Source organism: Micromonospora sp. PTRAS2, assembly GCF_054052245.1.
In genome coordinates this window covers 13,529-30,519 of sequence record NZ_JBSWBU010000026.1, presented here as the reverse complement: position 1 = coordinate 30,519, position 16,991 = coordinate 13,529, and the positions used below count along the sequence as shown (strand labels likewise).

Here is a 16,991-nt window from a genome sequence, read left to right as displayed (position 1 = left end):
CCGCGTGACGCGAGGTCAGCCGATGGTCAGGGCGATGGTGTGCACGGAGCCGCGGACCAGGTCGATCTGCAGCTCGTAGGCGCCCCGGGCGAGCCCGGTGGTGTCCCAGTGGAAGACGTACTCGTCTCTTGCGGCGCTGTAGCGTGCGGTGTTGTCCGCCCCCTTCCGGACAGGTGCGGCCGGAACGCGGTTGCCGGCCACGCCGTCGGTCTTCTTCACGAGGTAGATGCGCGGCTCCGCGTCGGTGACCGTCCCGCCGTCTGCGTCGGTCAAGGCGAACCTGACCGGCACGGGGCGTCCGGCTTCGACGACGTCGGAGCCGTCGCCGGCCAGCGGTGGCCGCACCCCGCCGAACCGGTACTCAGGCGCGAAAAGCCGCGGCACGAAGTCGATCAGATTCGCCATCCAGATGTCGAAGCCATGCGGTCCGACCCAGGTGCCGGCGTATTCGTACTCGATGCCCTGGGAGGTCAGCCACTGCATTGCCTCCTGCGTGAACGAGTACGTGAAGTCGACGTCACCGGAGTACAGCCTTGCCAGCCTGGTGCTTTCGTTGACCGCCCGGGCATCGACGGTGGGGTAGGAGAGCAGGCCCCCGGAAAAGGCACCGATGTAGGCGAACTCGCCCGGGTGGTTGAGCCACGTGCCGAGGGTGTTCATGGCTCCCCACGACAGACCGGCGAGCGCCTGCTCATCCGAATCAGTCGAGATGTTGTACTTCTCCGCCGCGGTTGGCATCACGTGCTGGCTGAGGTCGGTCCAGAAGTCGACGCCATTCTGGTCGGGCATGACCACGACCATCGGCACCATTGTCCCGTTGAGGTAATGGTTGTCGAGGATCTGTCTGGCACGCCCGGTCTCGATCCAGCTGCCGTAGTTCTGGCCCCCGCCGTGGTACAGGTAGAGCACCGGGTAGGCAGCTGCGCGGTCGGCATCGTAGCCGGGCGGCGTCCAGACGTACGCGTAGCGCTCTGCGCCCTGGCCTCCGTCGTAGGTCATCAGCGAGACCGTGCCGCCCCTGCCTTCGGGGACGTCGGCCAGCATCGCGTCGGACTTGCCCGGCACGAAAAGCTGCGACTCCATCACATGGGTGTTGACGGTGTCGGCGGGGTCCTTCTTGTCAACGCCGTCGACCACGTACCGGTAGTAGTGGTAGCCGTCGAGCGGCCCGATCGTGCTGCGCCAGCGACCGTCGGGCTGCTTGTCCATCGGGATCCGGAACCACTGGCCGTTCGGGGCCCAGTTACCCCAGATCGTGACGTCCTTGGCGCCAGCCCACTGGGTGCCGGTCTCGAACGTGACGATGCCGTGCGGGTCGATGTGCGGGGTCGTGATCGACCCGGCCGGAGGGGGCGCGTACGGCCGGGTCAGCGCACGGTGCCCCTTGCTGGCGCCGTGGGAGACGACCTTCTGTCCGAAGAGCCGAGCGGCGAAGTCTCGCAGGTTCTCCCGCCACGCGTCCCAGGTGGCGCCGTCGTCGGGGTTGACGCCGTCGAACTCGAACCTCACTCCGGACTTCTTCAGGTCCACCAGCAGGTCGTAGTTGTCGTTGTAGGACAGGTCGAGCGTGTTGCCGACGTATACCCGGAGCAGCTCGGTGCCCTTGTTGATCGCTTTGGCCTCCGCCTTGGTGATCGAGCCGTCGACGGAGCCAGAGAAGGAGCCGACGTAGGCGAACGCGCCGGGATCGCTGCGGAGGATGCGCATCGCCTGCTCGGCACTCGTGGCGACACCGGCCAGCGCCTGGCTCTGGGGCCGAGACGAGACGTTGTAGCCGGCCCGCGCTGCGGGGACGATGGCGTTGAGCAGCTCGGCGCGGGGGTCGGCGGAATTGGCGTCGGCCATCACGACCACCATCGGCTTGGCGTCCCTGCCTGCGACCAGGTTGTCGAGGATCTGCTTCGCCCGGCCAAGTTCCAGCCACTCACGAGCGGTCTGGCCCTCGCTGCTCAGCAGGTACAGGACCGGGTACGCCTCGGCCCGGGCGGCGTCGTAGCCGGGCGGCGTCCACACCAGGGCGGTGCGGCGCTGCGCCGCCGTCGCGCTCGGGTAGGACAGTTCCTCCACCGTCCCGCCCGCGGCGATGTCGTCCATCCACTCGACCGACTCACCCGGCACGAAGAAGGTGTTCCAGTTCGGCTTCGACGTCACCGCCACCGGGCTGCCCGGCTGGCGGAAGGACACCTTCGACCTGTCCTGCATGGTCGCGGTGTACTGGTAGTAGTACAGCCCGGGCTCCAGCGGACCGACGTTCGCGGCGTAGTCCGAGCCACTCGGGTCGAGCGCGAGCGCCGACCAGGTGCCGCTCGGGCCAATGTTCGCCTCCAGCTCGAGGGCCGTCGGCGTGCCGCCGACGATGCTGATGACCTGCGACTGCGGCACCTTGAAGTAGTGATAGACGTCGTCGTGCGAATGCCACGTGTCGGTCGCGGCAGCCGGCGGGGCGGCCGCGATGGCTGACACCACCAAAGCCGCGGCTGCGACAAGGCTGGTCATTCGGGGGCCACTGCTGTGTGACATCGCGTTGCTGCTCCTCTCAGAGCGTCAAGGCCTGCCGCATCGAAGGCACGCGCCTCACCATCGAGATCGACTACCGAGATCTTCCCGGCAGCCACGACGGCCCACATCCACACCAGCGGCACTACATTTCCTACACCGGTGTAGAGCGAATGGCAAGATACCTCTTCTTGCCTCCATGATCTCGTGGTGAACCCTGCACTCGACACCGCCCGAGCTTCTCCGACGACAAAGAGGCCATCCCGCAAAGCCACCATGGCAGGGCGCCACTTCAAGGCAGTTGACGCCTGTTGAGCTGCAGTTTCATGCCGTTCGATGTTATTGACGTCCGTGAGTTGATCCACTCCGCGGGAATGCGGTCCACACCAATCCCACGGAACTACGGGAGCGACAATTTCAGCAGGTCAGCCGCTTGATCATTGAGGAAGGTCGATGCCGAGTCTGCGCCCGCCCGCCGTTCAACGCCCCTGGGGCCCGACCCCCGCCCCCGCCCCCGCCCACACCGCGAACCAGCCCGCGCGGAAAGCTGAACGATCACGCGCTCCCAACCCGCTCGCAACGCAAGGAGCAGAAACACCAAAGTCCGTTACCGGATGACCGGTAACGGACCTTCTGCGCAGCACACATGGATGGTGGGCGATACTGGGTTTGAACCAGTGACCTCTTCCGTGTCAAGGAAGCGCGCTCCCACTGCGCCAATCGCCCGCGCTCGCCGGCCCGGCGTGAGAAGCCGACCCCGGCTGCGGTCAGCCCCACGGGGCGGATCGCGAGCGGACGACGGGATTCGAACCCGCGACCCTCACCTTGGCAAGGTGATGCGCTACCAGCTGCGCTACGTCCGCGTGCCGCCAGCGTTCGCCGGCGACCGGGTGAACTGTACCCGATGGCAAGATCGCGGAACAAACGCCCCTCGGGTGCGCGGCGCGCGCCGCCGATTACGCAGCTCACCGACGGGGTACTTGTCCACCTCGACGGCACACTGCATCCCCCGAAGGAGGCTGTCGTGGGTATCGGTACGAGCATCTTCCTGATCGCGGTCGGCGCGATCCTCACGTTCGCCATGGACGCCACCGTCGGCGGCGTCGACCTGGACGTCGTCGGCTGGATCCTGATGGCCGCCGGGGCGCTCGGCCTCGTCATGACCACGCTGGTCTGGGGCCGCCGTCGCGAGGTGGTCACCACCACCGAGCCGGTCGAGTACCGCCGCGTCGAGGAGCGCCGGGACGTCGCCCCGCCGCTGTAGGCAGCTCTCCCCCGGGCCGACGGAGCTGAACGGTTCGGGGGCGGCACGGATCCGTGCCGGCCACCGCCTTTTGGTGGCCGGCACGTCACTGTCGCCTGCGCGTGCGGACACCGGGCGGGGCATCGGATGAGTGGGGCGCCACGGCCAGGACGACCCCGGACGGCGAAACGGCCCGGCACCTGTGTGGTGCCGGGCCGTTACCCGTGGTGGGCGATACTGGGTTTGAACCAGTGACCTCTTCCGTGTCAAGGAAGCGCGCTCCCACTGCGCCAATCGCCCTCGTCAACTGCGAGGTGGAGACGGGATTTGAACCCGTGTACACGGCTTTGCAGGCCGTTGCCTCGCCTCTCGGCCACTCCACCGAGGTTGCCCCCGACATGCGTGGCGGCAGATCCGAGCGGACGACGGGATTCGAACCCGCGACCCTCACCTTGGCAAGGTGATGCGCTACCAGCTGCGCTACGTCCGCACGCCCCCGGCGTTTCCCGGTGACGGATGAGAACTTTAGCCGAGCCCGCGAGCGGTTGCCAAATCGGGGGGCCGCCGGGCGCGTCCGCCCAGGCCGCCGCCCCGCCCGACCGGCCGCCCGCCTCCCCCGCCCCACCGGCCGCTCGACCGGCCCGCTCGGGCCATGCGAGGGGTGACCGCGTCGCCATGTCGCCGACATGGCGGCATCCCCGGGCGGGGAAGGCCCCATGTCGGCGACACGGCGGCACGCCTTCCGCCGCGTCGCCGACACCGTCGAGGCCCCGGCACCGTCGAGGCCAGCCCGCGTGGTCGCCCACGTGGCGGCGCGCCACACACCCCGCAGGCTTCCTAGGAGACTGGACAGGACGCCCCACGACAGGAGCGGACATGGCCGACAAGGACGAGGAAAGTGTCTTACTTCCGACTCGGGGGATCGAATCCGCCGGGGCGGTCACTGTTTGTGCACGAACGGATAGGTTACGGTAGCGACGTGACGAGACGTGCCGCCGAGATCCGCCTGGATGCCCTCTTGCGCACGGCCTGTGACGTGATCGCGGAACGGGGCTTGGCCAACACCCGCACGGCCGACGTGGCCCAGGCGGCAGGGGTCAGCCAGGCGCTGGTCTTCTACCACTTCGCCACCAAGGAGCGACTCCTCTCCCAGGCCTTCGCCTACGCGGCGGAGCAGGATCTCGCCCGGCTCGACGCCGTGGTCCGGTCCGCCGCCTCGCCCCTGGTCAAGCTCCGGCGGATGCTCAAGCTCTACGCCCCGTCCGGCCGACCGACCTCGTGGTCCATGTGGATCGACGGGTGGTCGGAGTCGCTGCGCGTCCCGGAGCTGGAGAAGGTGTCCCGCCGGCTCGACCTGCGCTGGCGGGAGGATCTCGCCGCGGTGATCGCCGACGGGGTGCGCGAGGGCGTGTTCGAGTGCGCCGACCCGGCGGGCGCGGCGTGGCGGATCAACGCCATGATGGACGGGCTCGCCGTGCAGTTCGCCGTGCACGACCGGGTGATCTCGCGCCGCCAGTTCGCCGAGTGGATCCGCCTGGCCGCCGCCCGCGAGCTCGGCCTGGAGCCGGCCCAGCTCGACTGGTCCGCCCCCGCGCAGGACCGCTCCCGCCGGGCCCCGCAGCCCCAACCCCAGCCCGACGCCGTGAGCTGACCGGCCCGACGCCACGAGCCGACCGACCCGCCGACGCCACAACCCGACCGACCCGGCCTCACCCGACGCCGTGAGCTGACCGGCCCGGCGCAGGCCGACACACGACCCGGATCAGCCGGCCAGCCGGCGCAGGCGGGCCCGCGCCGGCGGGTGGACGTTGGCCAGCTCCAGGTCCCCGCCGTAGTGGGCAAGCACCCGGTGGTCCATCACCCGCCGCCACACGGGCGGCACGAGGGCGGCCACGACCATCGTGGCGTACCCGGCGGGCAGTTGTGGCGAGCAGTCGAAGCTGCGCAGCGTCTGGTAGCGGCGCAGCGGGTTGGCGTGGTGGTCGCTGTGCCGCTGGAGCTGGAACAGGAAGACGTTGGTGACGGTCCGGTCGCTGTTCCAGCTGTGCCGCGCGTCCACCTTCTCGTAGCGGCCGGCGGGGTTGCGCCGCCGGGCCAGCCCGTAGTGCTCCAGGTAGTTGACCACCTCCAGCAGGGAGAAGCCGAACACGGCCTGGAGCAGCAGGAACGGCAGCACCTGCGGCCCGTACGCGGCGGTCAGGGCGGCGAACAGCACCAGCGTCATGGCCCACGCGGTGAGGATCTCGTTGCGGTACGTCCACGGGCTGCGCCCCCGGACGCGGAACCGGCCCGCCTCCAGCCGCCACGCCGAGCGCAGGCTGCCGGCGACGGTGCGCGGCCAGAAGGCGTAGAAGCTCTCGCCGAGCCGGGAGCTGGCCGGGTCGGCCGGGGTGGCGACCCGGACGTGGTGGCCCCGGTTGTGCTCGACGTGGAAGTGCCCGTAGCCGGTCGGCGCGAGGGCCACCTTCGACAGCCAGCGTTCCAGCTTCTCCCGCTTGTGCCCCAGCTCGTGGGCCGTGTTGATGGCGATGCCGTCGACCACGGCGAGGGTGGCGACCAGCCCGGCCGCGCCGAGCGGGCGCAGCCCACCCGAGGCCCACACGGCGCAGCCGAGCACCAGGCCGGCGTACTGGGCGGGCAGGTAGAGGTAGGTCAGCCAGCGGTAGTAGCCGTCGCGGGCCAGGCGCGGCACCGCCTCCTCCGGCGGGTTGCGCCGGTCGTCGCCGACGAGCAGGTCGACGACCGGGATCACCCCGAAGACCACCACCGGCGCGAGCCACCACGCCCACGAGCCGGCGCCGCCCCGCCAGGCCAGCCACGAGGCGAAGGGCAGCGCCGGCACCAGCAGGGCGAGCGGCCAGAGCGGCCGGCGCGGGTCGCGCCAGGCGGCGGGCGGTGCGGTCGCGGGCGCGCCAGCGGTCATCGCCGGTCTCCGATCTCTCGGGTACGCCCTGACTGTGGCACGCGTCACGGCGTTTTACAAGAGTCGAAGTTTTGTAAAGCGAAGCGGCGGAGCCGCGTCAGCGGCGGAGCAGCCCCCACCCCCGCTGCGGCGGGGCGGCCCGCTCGAAGTCCAGCCCGACGGCCGGCTCGCCGGCCTCGGCCGTCTTCGTCAGCTGCCGCAGGCGCAGCAGCAGCCCCACCCCGAGCGACAGCAGCAGCGCGCCGAGCAGGAACGCCGCCTGCACCACCCCGAAGCCGCCCGACGACGACACGGGACGCCCGCCCGACGCGGCCGGCGGCACCTCGGCCACCACCTCCTCGCTCGGCTCGACCTCGTCGTCCACCCCGGCCGGCTCCAGCGGCTCGTCCGTCGGGTCCGCCGACGACTCGTCCGTCGGGGCCGCGGTCGGGGTCGCCTCGACCTCCGTCCCGATCACCTCCCGGGTCGCCGCCTGCCGCGCCAGCAGCCGCGACTGCGCGTCGTACGCCTCGGCGGCCAGCGTCACCCGTCCCCGGCTGACGTCCTCGGCGAAGGCCACCCGGTAGCGGGCGGTCACCGTACGGCCCGGGCAGAGCGTGCCCGGGTCGAGCTGCCGGTCGGTCAGCCGGGCCGTGCTGCCCTGCGTCCGGATCTCGAGGGGGAACAGCCCGGTCTCCTCGATCCGGTCCATCTTCACCTGGTCCAGCCGCAGCCCCTGCACGGTGAGCACCATCGACCAGCGGACCTTCACGCAGCCGCCGTCGCGGCGCGACACCACCGCCGAGACCGTCTGCACCCCGTCGCCCGCCGTGAACTCCGTCGGCAGGCCGCTCAGCTCGGTGGCGAACCCGGCCGCCGCCGCCCGAGCCGGCGCGGCGACGCCGACCCCCGCTCCGGACAGGCAGGCCAGCACCACCCCGACCCTTAGCGCGTACCGCACCACCGTCACCACCGCCCTCGCCTCCCGTCGGATCCATCCATCCGGCAACGCTATGGGCGAACCGGACAACCGGGTAGACGGGCGTGTTCGCACGTACCGCGAAGCCCGGGGGGTCATCTCACCGACAGTGGTGAACCGGTGACCGTCCACCCGCGACACGCCCGGGATCGCCGGGCAGGGACAATCGGTGGCGTGTCCGATCTCTCCGCGGCCTTCGTGAGGCTGCACGCGCGGCTCGCCCCGGTGGCCTTCGTCCCCGAGGTCCGCCTGCACCAGGCTGACGAGCCGATCGGGTTGTGGGAACTCACCGAGGGCGAGTTCCGCAGCTCGCAGCCGCCGCCGTTCTGGGCGTTCGCCTGGGCCGGCGGGCAGGCGCTCGCCCGGTACGTCACCGACCACCCCGAGGTCGTCGCCGGCCGCCGGGTGCTCGACCTGGCCTCCGGCTCCGGCCTGGTCGCCATCGCCGCCGCCCGCGCGGGCGCGGCGGCCGTGCGCGCCGCCGAGGTCGACGAACGCGCGGTGGCGGCGGTCGCGCTCAACGCCGAGGCCAACGGGGTACGCGTCGACGCCGCGCTCGGCGACGTCCTCGACGGCGACGCCGGCGACGCCGAGGTGGTGCTCGCCGGGGACGTCTTCTACAGCGAGGCGATGGCCCGGCGGATGCTGCGCTTCCTGCTGCGGGCCGCCCGCTCCGGCGCGCGGGTGCTGGTCGGCGACCCGGGCCGGGCGTTCCTGCCCCGCGAGCGGTTCCGCGAGCTGGCCGGCTACGACGTGCCGGTGCCCGAGGCCCTGGAGAGCGTCCGGGTGAAGCACACCACCGTGTGGGAACTGGACCCCGCGCCGCCGGGGGCCGCCCGCTAGGTTGACCCGGTGCTGTTCCGGGGCTGGGGCGACGCCGTCGACGGGCCGTGGCCCGACATCGCGACCGTGACCGACCACGTGGGCGCGGCGCACCTGGTGGTGACCCGGCACGCGCTGGTGCGGCGGGTGCTCGCCGACCCGGTGACCTTCCGGCCCGACAACGCCCTCGACGCGGTCACCCCGATCCCGGTGGCCGCCCTGCGGGTGCTCGCCGGGCACCGGTTCCGGCTGCCGCCGACCCTGGCCAACAACGGCGGGGTCAGCCACCCGCAGATCCGGGGCATCGTCGCCGACGCCCTGCACCCGGCCCGGGTCGCCGCCCAGCGGCCCTGGCTCACCGACCTCGTCCGCGACCGGGTCGCCCGGCTGCGGGCGGAGCTGGACGCGGGCGTACCCGTCGATCTGCATGCCGGCCTGGCCGCGGACCTGCCGCTGCTCGTGCTGGCCCGGCTCGTCGAGCTGCCCGACGCGCCGGTCGGCGCGGTGAAGGAGTTCGCCCGCGCGGCCCTGGAGCTGTTCTGGGCCCCGCTCGACGCCGACCGGCAGGCCGCCCTCGCCGCCGAGGTGGGCCGGTTCCACCGGGTGCTGCGGGCGTTCGCCGCCACCGGCGGCGGGCTCGCGGCCCGGCTGCGCGCCGCCGGGCACTCCCCCGACGTGGTCGTCGGCGCGCTGTTCTTCCTGCTCGTCGCCGGCCAGGAGACCACCTCGCAGTTCCTCACCCTGCTGCTGCACCGGCTCACCGCCGAGCCGGCGGTACGCGCCGGGCTGCGCGCCGGCACGATCGACGTCGCCGACGTGGTCGAGGAGGGGCTGCGGCTGGAACCGCCGATCGTCACCTGGCGGCGGGTCGCCGCCGTCGACACCACGCTCGGCGGCACGGTCGTCGCGGCGGGCACCAGCGTCGTGCTGTGGCTGGCCCGCGCCGGCCGCGACCCGCAGGTGGTGGCCGCCCCCGACGAGTTCCGCCCCGGGCAGCCCGGCTCGCGCCGGCACCTCGCGTTCGGGGCGGGCGCGCACCGCTGCGTCGGCGCGCAGCTCGCCCGGCTGGAGGCCGCCGTGGTCGTCGCCGAGGCCGCGCCGCTGCTCGACGGCGTACGCGTGCTCCGTCCGCCGTGGTGCCCGGACAACCTCACCTTCCGGATGCCCGACGCCTTCGTGGTCGCCCGGTAAGGAAGGGCCCCTTGTTAACGCCTGGGGTAGAGAAGGGAACCCTTCTATACCGTATGCGTTAAGAGGGGGCCCTTCCTTGCTCGCGGGCGGTCAGCCGGCGTCCTCGGCCCAGGCCCGCCAGTCGTCGAGCACCCCGTACAGGGCGGGGGTGAGCCAGCCCGACGCGGACCGGCGGAAGACCCCCGGGTCCATCGCCCCGGCGCCCGCCGGCAACGCGCCGATCAGGTGCGGCACCAGCTCGGTCAGGTTCGCCCAGTGCACCAGCTCCGGCTCGGCCGGCCACGCGCCGATCACCACGCCGGCCGGCACCGCGCGCCGGTCGAGGGCCTCCAGGGTGAGCGCGGTGTGGTTGAGGGTGCCGAGGCCGGCACGGGCCACCACCACGGCGGGAGCGCCGAGCGACACCGCCAGGTCGGCCAGCGTCCACGCCTCGCCGGAGGGGCGCAGCCCCATCGGCACGAGCAGCCCGCCGGCCCCCTCGACCAGCACGAGGTCGTGCTTGTCGGCCTCCTCGCGGATCGCGTCGACGGCGGCGTACAGCTCCAGCGGCTCCAGCTGGGCCACCCGGGCCGCCGCCAGCGGGGCGAGCGGGTCGGGATAGCTGGCCAGGGTGCGGCCGGTGAGCGGGGCGGCCAGCCGGGTCACCGTGTCGACGTCGCCCGGGTCGCCGGTGGCCGTGCCGGTCTGCCCGGGTTTGACCACGGCGACCCGCAGCCCGGCCGCCTGGGCCGCGGCCGTCACCGCCGCGGTCACCACCGTCTTGCCGACCCCCGTGTCGGTGCCGGTGATCAGCACCGGCCCGGTCCACGCCGCGCTCACGGCGTCACCTCCGCCCGTCCGCCCGCGCCCGCGCCGGTCACGGGGCGCATTCCACGATCACGTCGAGGGCCCGCCCGAAGTCCGCCCGGGCCACCCCGGCGTTGACGGTCAGTCGCAGCCGGGACCGGCTGTCCGGCGTCGACGGCGGGCGGAAGCAGCCCACGGCCACCCCCCGGTCGGCGCAGTCGGCGGCCCAGGTGATGGCCGCCTCGGGGCCCGGCGCGGTCACCGAGACCACGGCGGCGTCCGGCGCGGAGACCTCCAGCCCGGCGGCGCGCAGCCGGCGTACGGCCAGCGCGGTCCGCTCGGCCAGCTCGGCGCGCAGGTCGTCGCCGGCGCGGGCCAGGTCGAGCGCGGCGCGCACCCCGGCGGCGACGGCGGGCGGCAGGGCGGTGTCGAAGATGAAGGTCCGGCCGGTCTCGACCAGGTGCCGGACGAACTCGGCCGGGCCGGCGACCACGCCCCCCGCGCCGCCGAGCGCCTTGGAGAGGGTAGCGGTGACCAGCACGTCCGGCTCGCCGGCCAGCCCGGCGGCGGCCACCCCGCCCGCCCCGGCGGGGCCCAGCACGCCGAGCGCGTGCGCGTCGTCGACGAGCAGCAGCGCGCCGTGCCGGCGGGCCACGGCGTGCAGCTCGGCCAGCGGCGCGAGGTCGCCGTCGACGGAGAAGACCGACTCGGTGACCACCACCGCGGGCCGGCCCGGCGCGGCGGCCAGCGCGGCGGCGACCGCCGCCGGGTCGGCGTGCGGGGTCACCACGGTCTCCGCGCCGGAGATGCGGCAGCCGTCGATCAGCGAGGCGTGGTTGTGCGCGTCGGAGACGAGCAGGGTACGCGGCTGCGTCAGCGCCCGGATCGCGCCGAGATTGGCCAGGTAGCCGGAGGAGAAGACGAGGCTGCCGTCGACGCCGAGCCAGTCGGCGAGTGCCGCCTCCAGCCCGTGGTGGGCGTCGGTGGAGCCGCGCACCAGCCGGGAACCGGTCGCGCCCAGCCCGTACGCCGAAAGGGCCCGCCCGGCCGCGGCCGTGACCTCGGGGTGGGCGGCCAGGCCGAGGTAGTCGTTGCCGGCCAGGTCGACCACGGCGTCGCCGGCGGCGCGGGGCCGCAGCCGGCGGGTCAGCCCCGCCTTCGCCCGCAGCTCGGCACGGCGGTGCAGCGCCGCCAGCCAGTCCGCCACCGCCACGCTCCCCTCCCCGCCGTCTCCGCCGGGCGAAGTTACCACCAGTCGGCCGCGCCACGGCGTGGCGCGGGCCGGCGCGCGGTGCCGCCGCCGGTCGGGCGCGGGGGGCCGGCCCGCGCTCGGGTGCGAGGGCTCGGGCCGCGCTCGGGCCGCGCGCTCGGGCGTTTCTTCGCCGCCGGGCGCCTTGTAGGGTACGAGCCATGCCAGAGATCCTCGACCAGGCCCGCAACCAGGTGCTGGAGAACGGCGTCGGCCTCGACCAGGCCGGCGTCCTCGCGGTGCTGAACCTGCCCGACGAGCACCTCCCGGCCGCCCTCCAGCTGGCCCACGAGGTGCGGATGCGCTGGTGCGGGCCGGAGGTCGAGGTCGAGGGCATCGTGTCGCTGAAGACCGGCGGCTGCCCGGAGGACTGCCACTTCTGCTCGCAGTCCGGGCTGTTCGCCTCGCCGGTCCGCTCGGTCTGGCTGGACATCCCCTCCCTGGTAGAGGCGGCGAAGCAGACGGCGGCGACCGGGGCCACCGAGTTCTGCATCGTCGCCGCCGTGCGCGGCCCCGACGCCCGGCTGATGAAGCAGATGCGCGAGGGCGTCGCCGCGATCCGGGCCGAGGTCGACATCCAGGTCGCCGCGTCGCTCGGCATGCTCAGCCAGGAGCAGGTCGACGAGCTGGTCGACATGGGCGTGCACCGCTACAACCACAACCTGGAGACCTGCCGCTCCTACTTCCCCAACGTGGTCACCACGCACTCGTGGGAGGAGCGCTGGGAGACGCTGCGGATGGTCCGCGAGTCCGGCATGGAGGTCTGCTGCGGCGGCATCCTCGGCCTCGGCGAGACCGTGGAGCAGCGGGCCGAGTTCGCGGCGCAGCTGGCCGAGCTGGACCCGCACGAGGTGCCGCTGAACTTCCTCAACCCCCGGCCGGGCACCCCGCTGGGCGACCGCCCGGTGGTCGAGGGCAAGGACGCGCTGCGGGCCATCGCCGCGTTCCGGCTGGCCATGCCGCGCACCATCCTCCGGTACGCCGGCGGCCGGGAGATCACCCTCGGCGACCTGGGCACCCGCGACGGCCTGCTCGGCGGCATCAACGCGGTCATCGTCGGCAACTACCTGACCACGCTGGGCCGGCCGGCGACCGACGACCTGGCGCTGCTGACCGAGTTGAAGATGCCGGTCAAGGCGCTCTCCGCGACGCTGTGACGGGGGCCTCGACGATGGCCGTGTGGTGCGACCGGTGCGGGGAGCCGGCCGACGGTGGTGGCCACGCGGCGTGCCGGGCGGCGCGCGAGCTGGAGCCGCCCCGGTTCTGCGCGCGCTGCCGCCGCCGGATGAAGGTGCAGGTGCTGCCGGTGGGCTGGGCGGCGGTCTGCGTCGAGCACGGCGAGCTGCGGGGTTGACGCCGGTGCGGGTGCTGCGGGGCAGGGCGGTCACGCTGCGACCGGTGACGGCCGACGACGTGCCGGCCCTCGCGGCGATCCGGGCCACCCCGGAGGTGCGCCGCTGGTGGCGCGGCGGCGACGACCTGACCGAGGCTGTCCGCGCCGACCTAGGCGACGACGACCTCACGGTGTACGCCGTCGAGCACGACGGCCGGGTCGTCGGGGCCATCCAGTGGTATGCCGACGACGACCCCGACTACCGGCACGCCAGCCTGGACGTCTTCCTCGACCCCGCGGTACGCGGCGCGGGGCTGGGCGGCGACGCGATCCGCACCCTGGCCCGGCACCTGATCGACGTCCACGGCCACCACCGGCTCACCATCGACCCGGCGGCGGCGAACACCGCCGCGATCCGGGCGTACGCGAAGGTCGGCTTCCGCCCGGTCGGGGTGCTGCGCCGCTACGAGCGCGGCGAGGACGGCCGCTGGCACGACGGCCTGCTGATGGACCTGCTCGCCGAGGACCTGGCGGACTGACCGCACCCCCCGCACCGGACGAGATCCTGGACCGTTGTCGTTCCGCGCTGACGGCAACTGTCCAAGGTCTGGTCCGAGAGGCATCCCCCACGCAGAAATCTTGGACGGTTACCGTCCACAGGAGACGGTAACCGTCCAAGATTCAGCAGGACGGCGTCAGCCCAGCGTGCAGGCGGAGCCGTTCAGGGTGAAGGCGGTGGGCTTCGGGTTGGCGCCGGTGTGGGTGCCGTTGAAGCCCAGCGTGGTCGACGCGCCCGGCGCGAGCGCCGCGTTGTAGGCGGCGTTCGACGCGGTCACGGCGGTGCCGGTCTGGGTGAAGTTGGCCGACCAGCCCTGGGTGACCTTCTGCCCGGCGTTCGGGAACGTGAACGCGAGGCTCCAGCCGTTGAGCGCCGTCGCGCCGGTGTTGGTGATGGTGATGTTCGCGCTGAAGCCGGTGCTCCAGTCGCTGGTCGTGTACGCGACCTTGCAGGCCCCCGCCGGGGTCGTCGGGGTCGGGGTCGGGGTCGGGTCGGTACCGGGGAGCGTGCGCACCGAGATGCTGGGCGACACCACCGACGGGTTCCCGGCGGCGTCCACCGCGACGATGTAGAACGGGTACGACGTGTCCGGGGTCAGCCCCGTCACCGTGTGGCTGGTGCCGGTGACCGTGGCGACGACGGAGTGCAGCGGCCAGGTGACCTTCCAGACCTGGTAGCCGACGACGCCGACGTTGTCGGTCGACGGCGACCAGGACAGGGTGACCCCGGTCGAGGTGATGTTGGACGCGGTCGGGGTGCCGGGCGCGCTCGGCCCGGTGGTGTCCGACCCGGTCCCGGCCGGCGTGGCCACCGGCAGCGTCGGCGAGGACAGCGAGTTGTTACCGGCGCCGTCGCGGGCGCGTACCCAGAACCGGTAGTTGCGGGCGGCCGTGAGGTTGGCCACGGTCACGCTGTTGGTGGTGGTGCGGTGCAGCATGAGCGCGTCGCTGCCGATCATCTCCTGGGTGACGTCGTAGCCGGCCAGGCCGCTGCCCCCGGTGTCGGTGGACGCGGGCCAGGTCAGCGTGACCGAGGTGGGGCTGATCGCGGAGACCGTCGGGGCGCCGGGAACGGTGGGCGGGGTGGTGTCGGTGGGCGTCGAGGTGGGCTCCGCGCCCCAGACGAGGGTGCTGCCGGCGTAGAGCGGGACCTTCTTGTTCGGCCCGGCCGTCGCCTGGTAGGACGGGTCGTTGGTCGGGTCCCAGGTGCCGCCCTCCGGCACGCCGATCTTGAACTGCACCTCCATCCGGTGCTGCGACTGCCCGGCGGGGGCGATGGTGTACCCGGTGCAGTCGACCTCGACGTACCAGATGTCGCCGCTGAGCTGCTTGGCCGCCGACGGCGACGGGCAGCCCTGGGTGTAGCCGGGGGTGACCTGGACGGCGGTGCTGCCCTCGGGGCGGAAGTAGTAGCGGAACTTCCCGTTGGTCAGCGCCCGGGCCGGGAACGCGGACTTGTTGTAGACGATCGCCTTGAGGCCGGTGGCGCGGGGCTCGGCCTGCATCACCGTGGTCTCGACGGTCAGCTCGTCGATGTCCGGCGTCTCGGCGGTGGGGAAGCCGGCGAGCGGGGTGCCGCCGTACTCGGAGGAGAGCCGGGCCAGGGCGGAGGTGAAGCCGGCGTTGTAGTCGGTGGCGACCTCGTTCATCACGTAGTCGGACCGGCTGTCGGTGTAGGCGTCGTTGGCCGACGACGGGCCGCCGACGAGCGCGCCGTAAAGCACGTGCCGGGTCTCGGTGGGCACGGTCTGGCTGTCCCACCAGGAGCCGTGCGCCGTGCGGTGGTGCGGATTCTTCGGCGCGTTGGCCCCGAAGCCGATCTGGTAGCTGGACTTGCGCGGGTTGTCGCCGAGCGCGTAGTTGATCTGCCGGACGGCGAAGTCGTGGTACCGCGTCTTGCGGGTGGCGTCGGTGGTCTTGTCGCTGTAGACCAGCGCGGCGAACGCGGTGTTGGACGCGTAGCGCAGCGCGCCCCACGAGTCGAGCACCGCCATCCCGCCGGGCGAGTAGTTCACCTTCGCGCCGTTGACGCCCACGGTCCAGTAGTCGAGCCACCGGTTGGCGTCGTCGACGTACTTCTGCTTGCCGGTCAGGTTGGCCAGCAGCACGTACGCGCCGAACTGCTTGTTGTCCCAGGCGATCGTCCACTTGTAGGACCGGGTGGTGGACTGCGGCTCGGTGCCGAGCTTGTCGTACTCGCTCTCGGCCTTGGTGAGGTAGGCGGCGTCGCCGGTGGCCCGGTAGAGCCAGATCGCGCCCCAGACCAGCTCGTCCTGCCACCCGCTCCACGACTTGTAGAAGCTCGTCGCGTCGGTGATGCACTCGTGGTAGCTCTTACGCACCGTGTCGGCGAACGTGTAGAGCTGCTTGGCGTGGGTCAGCAGCTTGTCGGCGTAGGCGGCGTCGGTGGGCCGGAAGACCATCGACGACGCGGCCATCGCCGCCGCCGTCTCCCCCGCGAGGTCCGCGCCGCCACAGCTCGCATCGATCTTGTACGCGGGACGCGCCATCGGCATCACCTCGGCCGGGCCCCACCACTTGTGGTCGTCGTCGCCCTTGCCGACCTGTCCGTAGAGGACGTTCGGGGCGGGGTGCGCCTTGACGAAGTAGTCGTTGACGAAGCGCAGGTTGTTGAGCAGGTGGGTGAGCTGCCCGGAGGCGACGTACCCGTCGCGGTACTCGACCGCGCCCCAGGCGAGCATGGTGGCGCTGAACGCCATCGGGAAGCCGAACTTCACGTGGTCGCCGGCGTCGTACCAGCCGCCGGTGAGGTCCACTCCGACGTCGGAGCCGTCGGTCAGCGCCGAGTCGCCGCGCCAGGAGACCCGGTTCCAGGCCGGCTTCTTGCCGGACTGCTGCGCCTCGTAGAAGAACAGCGACTTCTGCAACGCCTCGGCGTAGTTGAAGGCGGGTGCGGCGGCGACGGGCGCGGCCTGCGGCGCGACGACGCCCATGGCGAGGCCGCTGGCCAGGGCGGCGCCGGCGGCGAGCAGGCGGCGCAGCCAGGGTCGGCCGCGCGACGGCCGGGACGGCCGGTTCGGGTGACGCATCTGCGAGCTCCTGACGGATGGCGCCCGACGGCCCCGACCGGACGCGGGACGGCGTCTGAGGGGTCGGGGCCGGCGGAGGCGGGTGGTGGGGGTCTCCGAGGAGGCGCGGGAGCGCTCCCATGGATGCTCGACAATGTATCCAGCGGATTGCACACTTGGGAAGACCTCGCCGCCACGAGCCTGCGCCGCCGCGCCACCCGCCCCCGGCGCCGCTCCACCGAGGAACGAGGCGTCGCGCACCCGGAACGGGGCGTCGCGCCGCCCGAAAGCGTTACGCCGACACGCCGCCCCGCGCGGGTAATCCCCTCCGGGAAGGGGGGATTGGGTCCGCCGTCCGCCCAGCTCAGGCTATTCATCCGATGCCCCGCCGGTACGCGCCGAG

The 16,991-nt window shown here is 72.8% G+C and carries 13 protein-coding genes and 5 tRNA genes; 7 read left to right on the top strand and 11 right to left on the bottom strand.

What is annotated here, in order from left to right; all coding sequences use genetic code 11:
* Window positions 1–15: 15 nt before the first annotated feature.
* From ACVMYR_RS32620 to ACVMYR_RS32610, 3 genes are all read right to left on the bottom strand, one after another.
* Entirely contained in the window at window positions 16–2,496 is a 2,481-nt protein-coding gene (locus tag ACVMYR_RS32620) for an alpha/beta hydrolase-fold protein (RefSeq protein WP_457123644.1), read from the bottom strand.
* A 651-nt stretch (window positions 2,497–3,147) separates the two neighbouring features.
* Window positions 3,148–3,222: transfer RNA gene (locus ACVMYR_RS32615), tRNA-Val, on the bottom strand.
* A gap of 64 nt (window positions 3,223–3,286) precedes the next feature.
* Window positions 3,287–3,359 (bottom strand) — tRNA-Gly (locus tag ACVMYR_RS32610).
* Between the two features lie 161 nt (window positions 3,360–3,520).
* Here ACVMYR_RS32610 and ACVMYR_RS32605 point away from each other — a divergent pair.
* Window positions 3,521–3,760, top strand: coding sequence for a DUF6458 family protein (locus ACVMYR_RS32605; RefSeq protein WP_043962588.1), 240 nt, complete (start codon window positions 3,521–3,523; stop codon window positions 3,758–3,760).
* Between the two features lie 204 nt (window positions 3,761–3,964).
* Here the strand turns inward: ACVMYR_RS32605 and ACVMYR_RS32600 are convergent.
* The 3 genes from ACVMYR_RS32600 to ACVMYR_RS32590 all read right to left on the bottom strand — a co-directional run bounded on the left by ACVMYR_RS32600 (window position 3,965) and on the right by ACVMYR_RS32590 (window position 4,229).
* Window positions 3,965–4,039, bottom strand: a tRNA-Val gene (locus tag ACVMYR_RS32600).
* Window positions 4,040–4,051: 12 nt separating this feature from the next.
* Window positions 4,052–4,122, bottom strand: a tRNA-Cys gene (locus tag ACVMYR_RS32595).
* A 34-nt stretch (window positions 4,123–4,156) separates the two neighbouring features.
* Window positions 4,157–4,229: transfer RNA gene (locus ACVMYR_RS32590), tRNA-Gly, on the bottom strand.
* Window positions 4,230–4,718: 489 nt separating this feature from the next.
* Between ACVMYR_RS32590 and ACVMYR_RS32585 the strand changes: the two genes are divergently transcribed.
* Window positions 4,719–5,390, top strand: coding sequence for a TetR/AcrR family transcriptional regulator (locus ACVMYR_RS32585; protein ID WP_457123643.1), 672 nt, complete (start codon window positions 4,719–4,721; stop codon window positions 5,388–5,390).
* A gap of 111 nt (window positions 5,391–5,501) precedes the next feature.
* On the opposite strand, the gene ACVMYR_RS32580 is transcribed toward ACVMYR_RS32585, so the two are convergent.
* Together ACVMYR_RS32580 and ACVMYR_RS32575 are read right to left on the bottom strand one after the other, a co-directional pair.
* Window positions 5,502–6,662, bottom strand: a complete 1,161-nt coding sequence (locus ACVMYR_RS32580; RefSeq protein ID WP_077936851.1) for an alkane 1-monooxygenase — start codon at window positions 6,660–6,662, stop codon at window positions 5,502–5,504.
* Between the two features lie 97 nt (window positions 6,663–6,759).
* A complete protein-coding gene (locus tag ACVMYR_RS32575; RefSeq protein ID WP_396793100.1) occupies window positions 6,760–7,614 on the bottom strand; it encodes a hypothetical protein in 855 nt (284 codons plus the stop codon).
* Window positions 7,615–7,794: 180 nt separating this feature from the next.
* Here ACVMYR_RS32575 and ACVMYR_RS32570 point away from each other — a divergent pair, with 180 nt between their 5' ends.
* Both ACVMYR_RS32570 and ACVMYR_RS32565 read left to right on the top strand, forming a co-directional pair.
* Window positions 7,795–8,463 (top strand): class I SAM-dependent methyltransferase, encoded by a 669-nt coding sequence (locus ACVMYR_RS32570; protein ID WP_043962585.1) that lies wholly within the window; start codon window positions 7,795–7,797, stop codon window positions 8,461–8,463.
* A gap of 9 nt (window positions 8,464–8,472) precedes the next feature.
* Entirely contained in the window at window positions 8,473–9,633 is a 1,161-nt protein-coding gene (locus ACVMYR_RS32565) for a cytochrome P450 (protein ID WP_457123642.1), read from the top strand.
* Window positions 9,634–9,723: 90 nt separating this feature from the next.
* Here ACVMYR_RS32565 and bioD read toward each other — a convergent pair whose 3' ends face one another.
* Together bioD and ACVMYR_RS32555 are read right to left on the bottom strand one after the other, a co-directional pair.
* Window positions 9,724–10,428, bottom strand: coding sequence for a dethiobiotin synthase (gene bioD / locus ACVMYR_RS32560; protein WP_043964245.1), 705 nt, complete (start codon window positions 10,426–10,428; stop codon window positions 9,724–9,726).
* A gap of 61 nt (window positions 10,429–10,489) precedes the next feature.
* The gene (locus tag ACVMYR_RS32555) at window positions 10,490–11,626 is read right to left on the bottom strand and encodes an 8-amino-7-oxononanoate synthase (RefSeq protein ID WP_457123645.1); all 1,137 of its coding nucleotides are present in this window, start codon (window positions 11,624–11,626) and stop codon (window positions 10,490–10,492) included.
* A gap of 203 nt (window positions 11,627–11,829) precedes the next feature.
* Between ACVMYR_RS32555 and bioB the strand changes: the two genes are divergently transcribed.
* The 3 genes from bioB to ACVMYR_RS32540 are packed head-to-tail and all read left to right on the top strand — an operon-like array spanning window position 11,830 to window position 13,540.
* Window positions 11,830–12,825 carry a biotin synthase BioB gene (gene bioB / locus ACVMYR_RS32550; protein WP_043962583.1) on the top strand — a complete coding sequence of 332 codons (996 nt, stop codon included), beginning with the start codon at window positions 11,830–11,832 and terminating at the stop codon, window positions 12,823–12,825.
* Complete coding sequence (gene bsaP / locus ACVMYR_RS32545; protein ID WP_439709653.1) at window positions 12,822–13,022, top strand: biotin synthase auxiliary protein BsaP; 201 nt, start codon at window positions 12,822–12,824, stop codon at window positions 13,020–13,022. The genes bioB and bsaP overlap by 4 nt, the downstream gene beginning before the upstream one ends.
* An 11-nt stretch (window positions 13,023–13,033) precedes the next feature.
* Window positions 13,034–13,540 (top strand): GNAT family N-acetyltransferase, encoded by a 507-nt coding sequence (locus ACVMYR_RS32540; protein WP_393094045.1) that lies wholly within the window; start codon window positions 13,034–13,036, stop codon window positions 13,538–13,540.
* A gap of 156 nt (window positions 13,541–13,696) precedes the next feature.
* Here ACVMYR_RS32540 and ACVMYR_RS32535 read toward each other — a convergent pair whose 3' ends face one another.
* Window positions 13,697–16,609, bottom strand: a complete 2,913-nt coding sequence (locus tag ACVMYR_RS32535) for a glycoside hydrolase family 9 protein (protein WP_457123641.1) — start codon at window positions 16,607–16,609, stop codon at window positions 13,697–13,699.
* Window positions 16,610–16,991 lie beyond the last annotated feature (382 nt).

Bases quoted from the DNA above. Each gene is read 5' to 3' on its own strand.
- ACVMYR_RS32620 (WP_457123644.1), bottom strand. From the start codon at position 2,496: ATGACCAGCCTTGTCGCAGCCGCGGCTTTGGTGGTGTCAGCCATCGCG.
- ACVMYR_RS32580 (WP_077936851.1), bottom strand. From the start codon at position 6,662: ATGACCGCTGGCGCGCCCGCGACCGCACCGCCCGCCGCCTGGCGCGAC.
- bioB (WP_043962583.1), top strand. From the start codon at position 11,830: ATGCCAGAGATCCTCGACCAGGCCCGCAACCAGGTGCTGGAGAACGGC.
- ACVMYR_RS32535 (WP_457123641.1), bottom strand. From the start codon at position 16,609: ATGCGTCACCCGAACCGGCCGTCCCGGCCGTCGCGCGGCCGACCCTGG.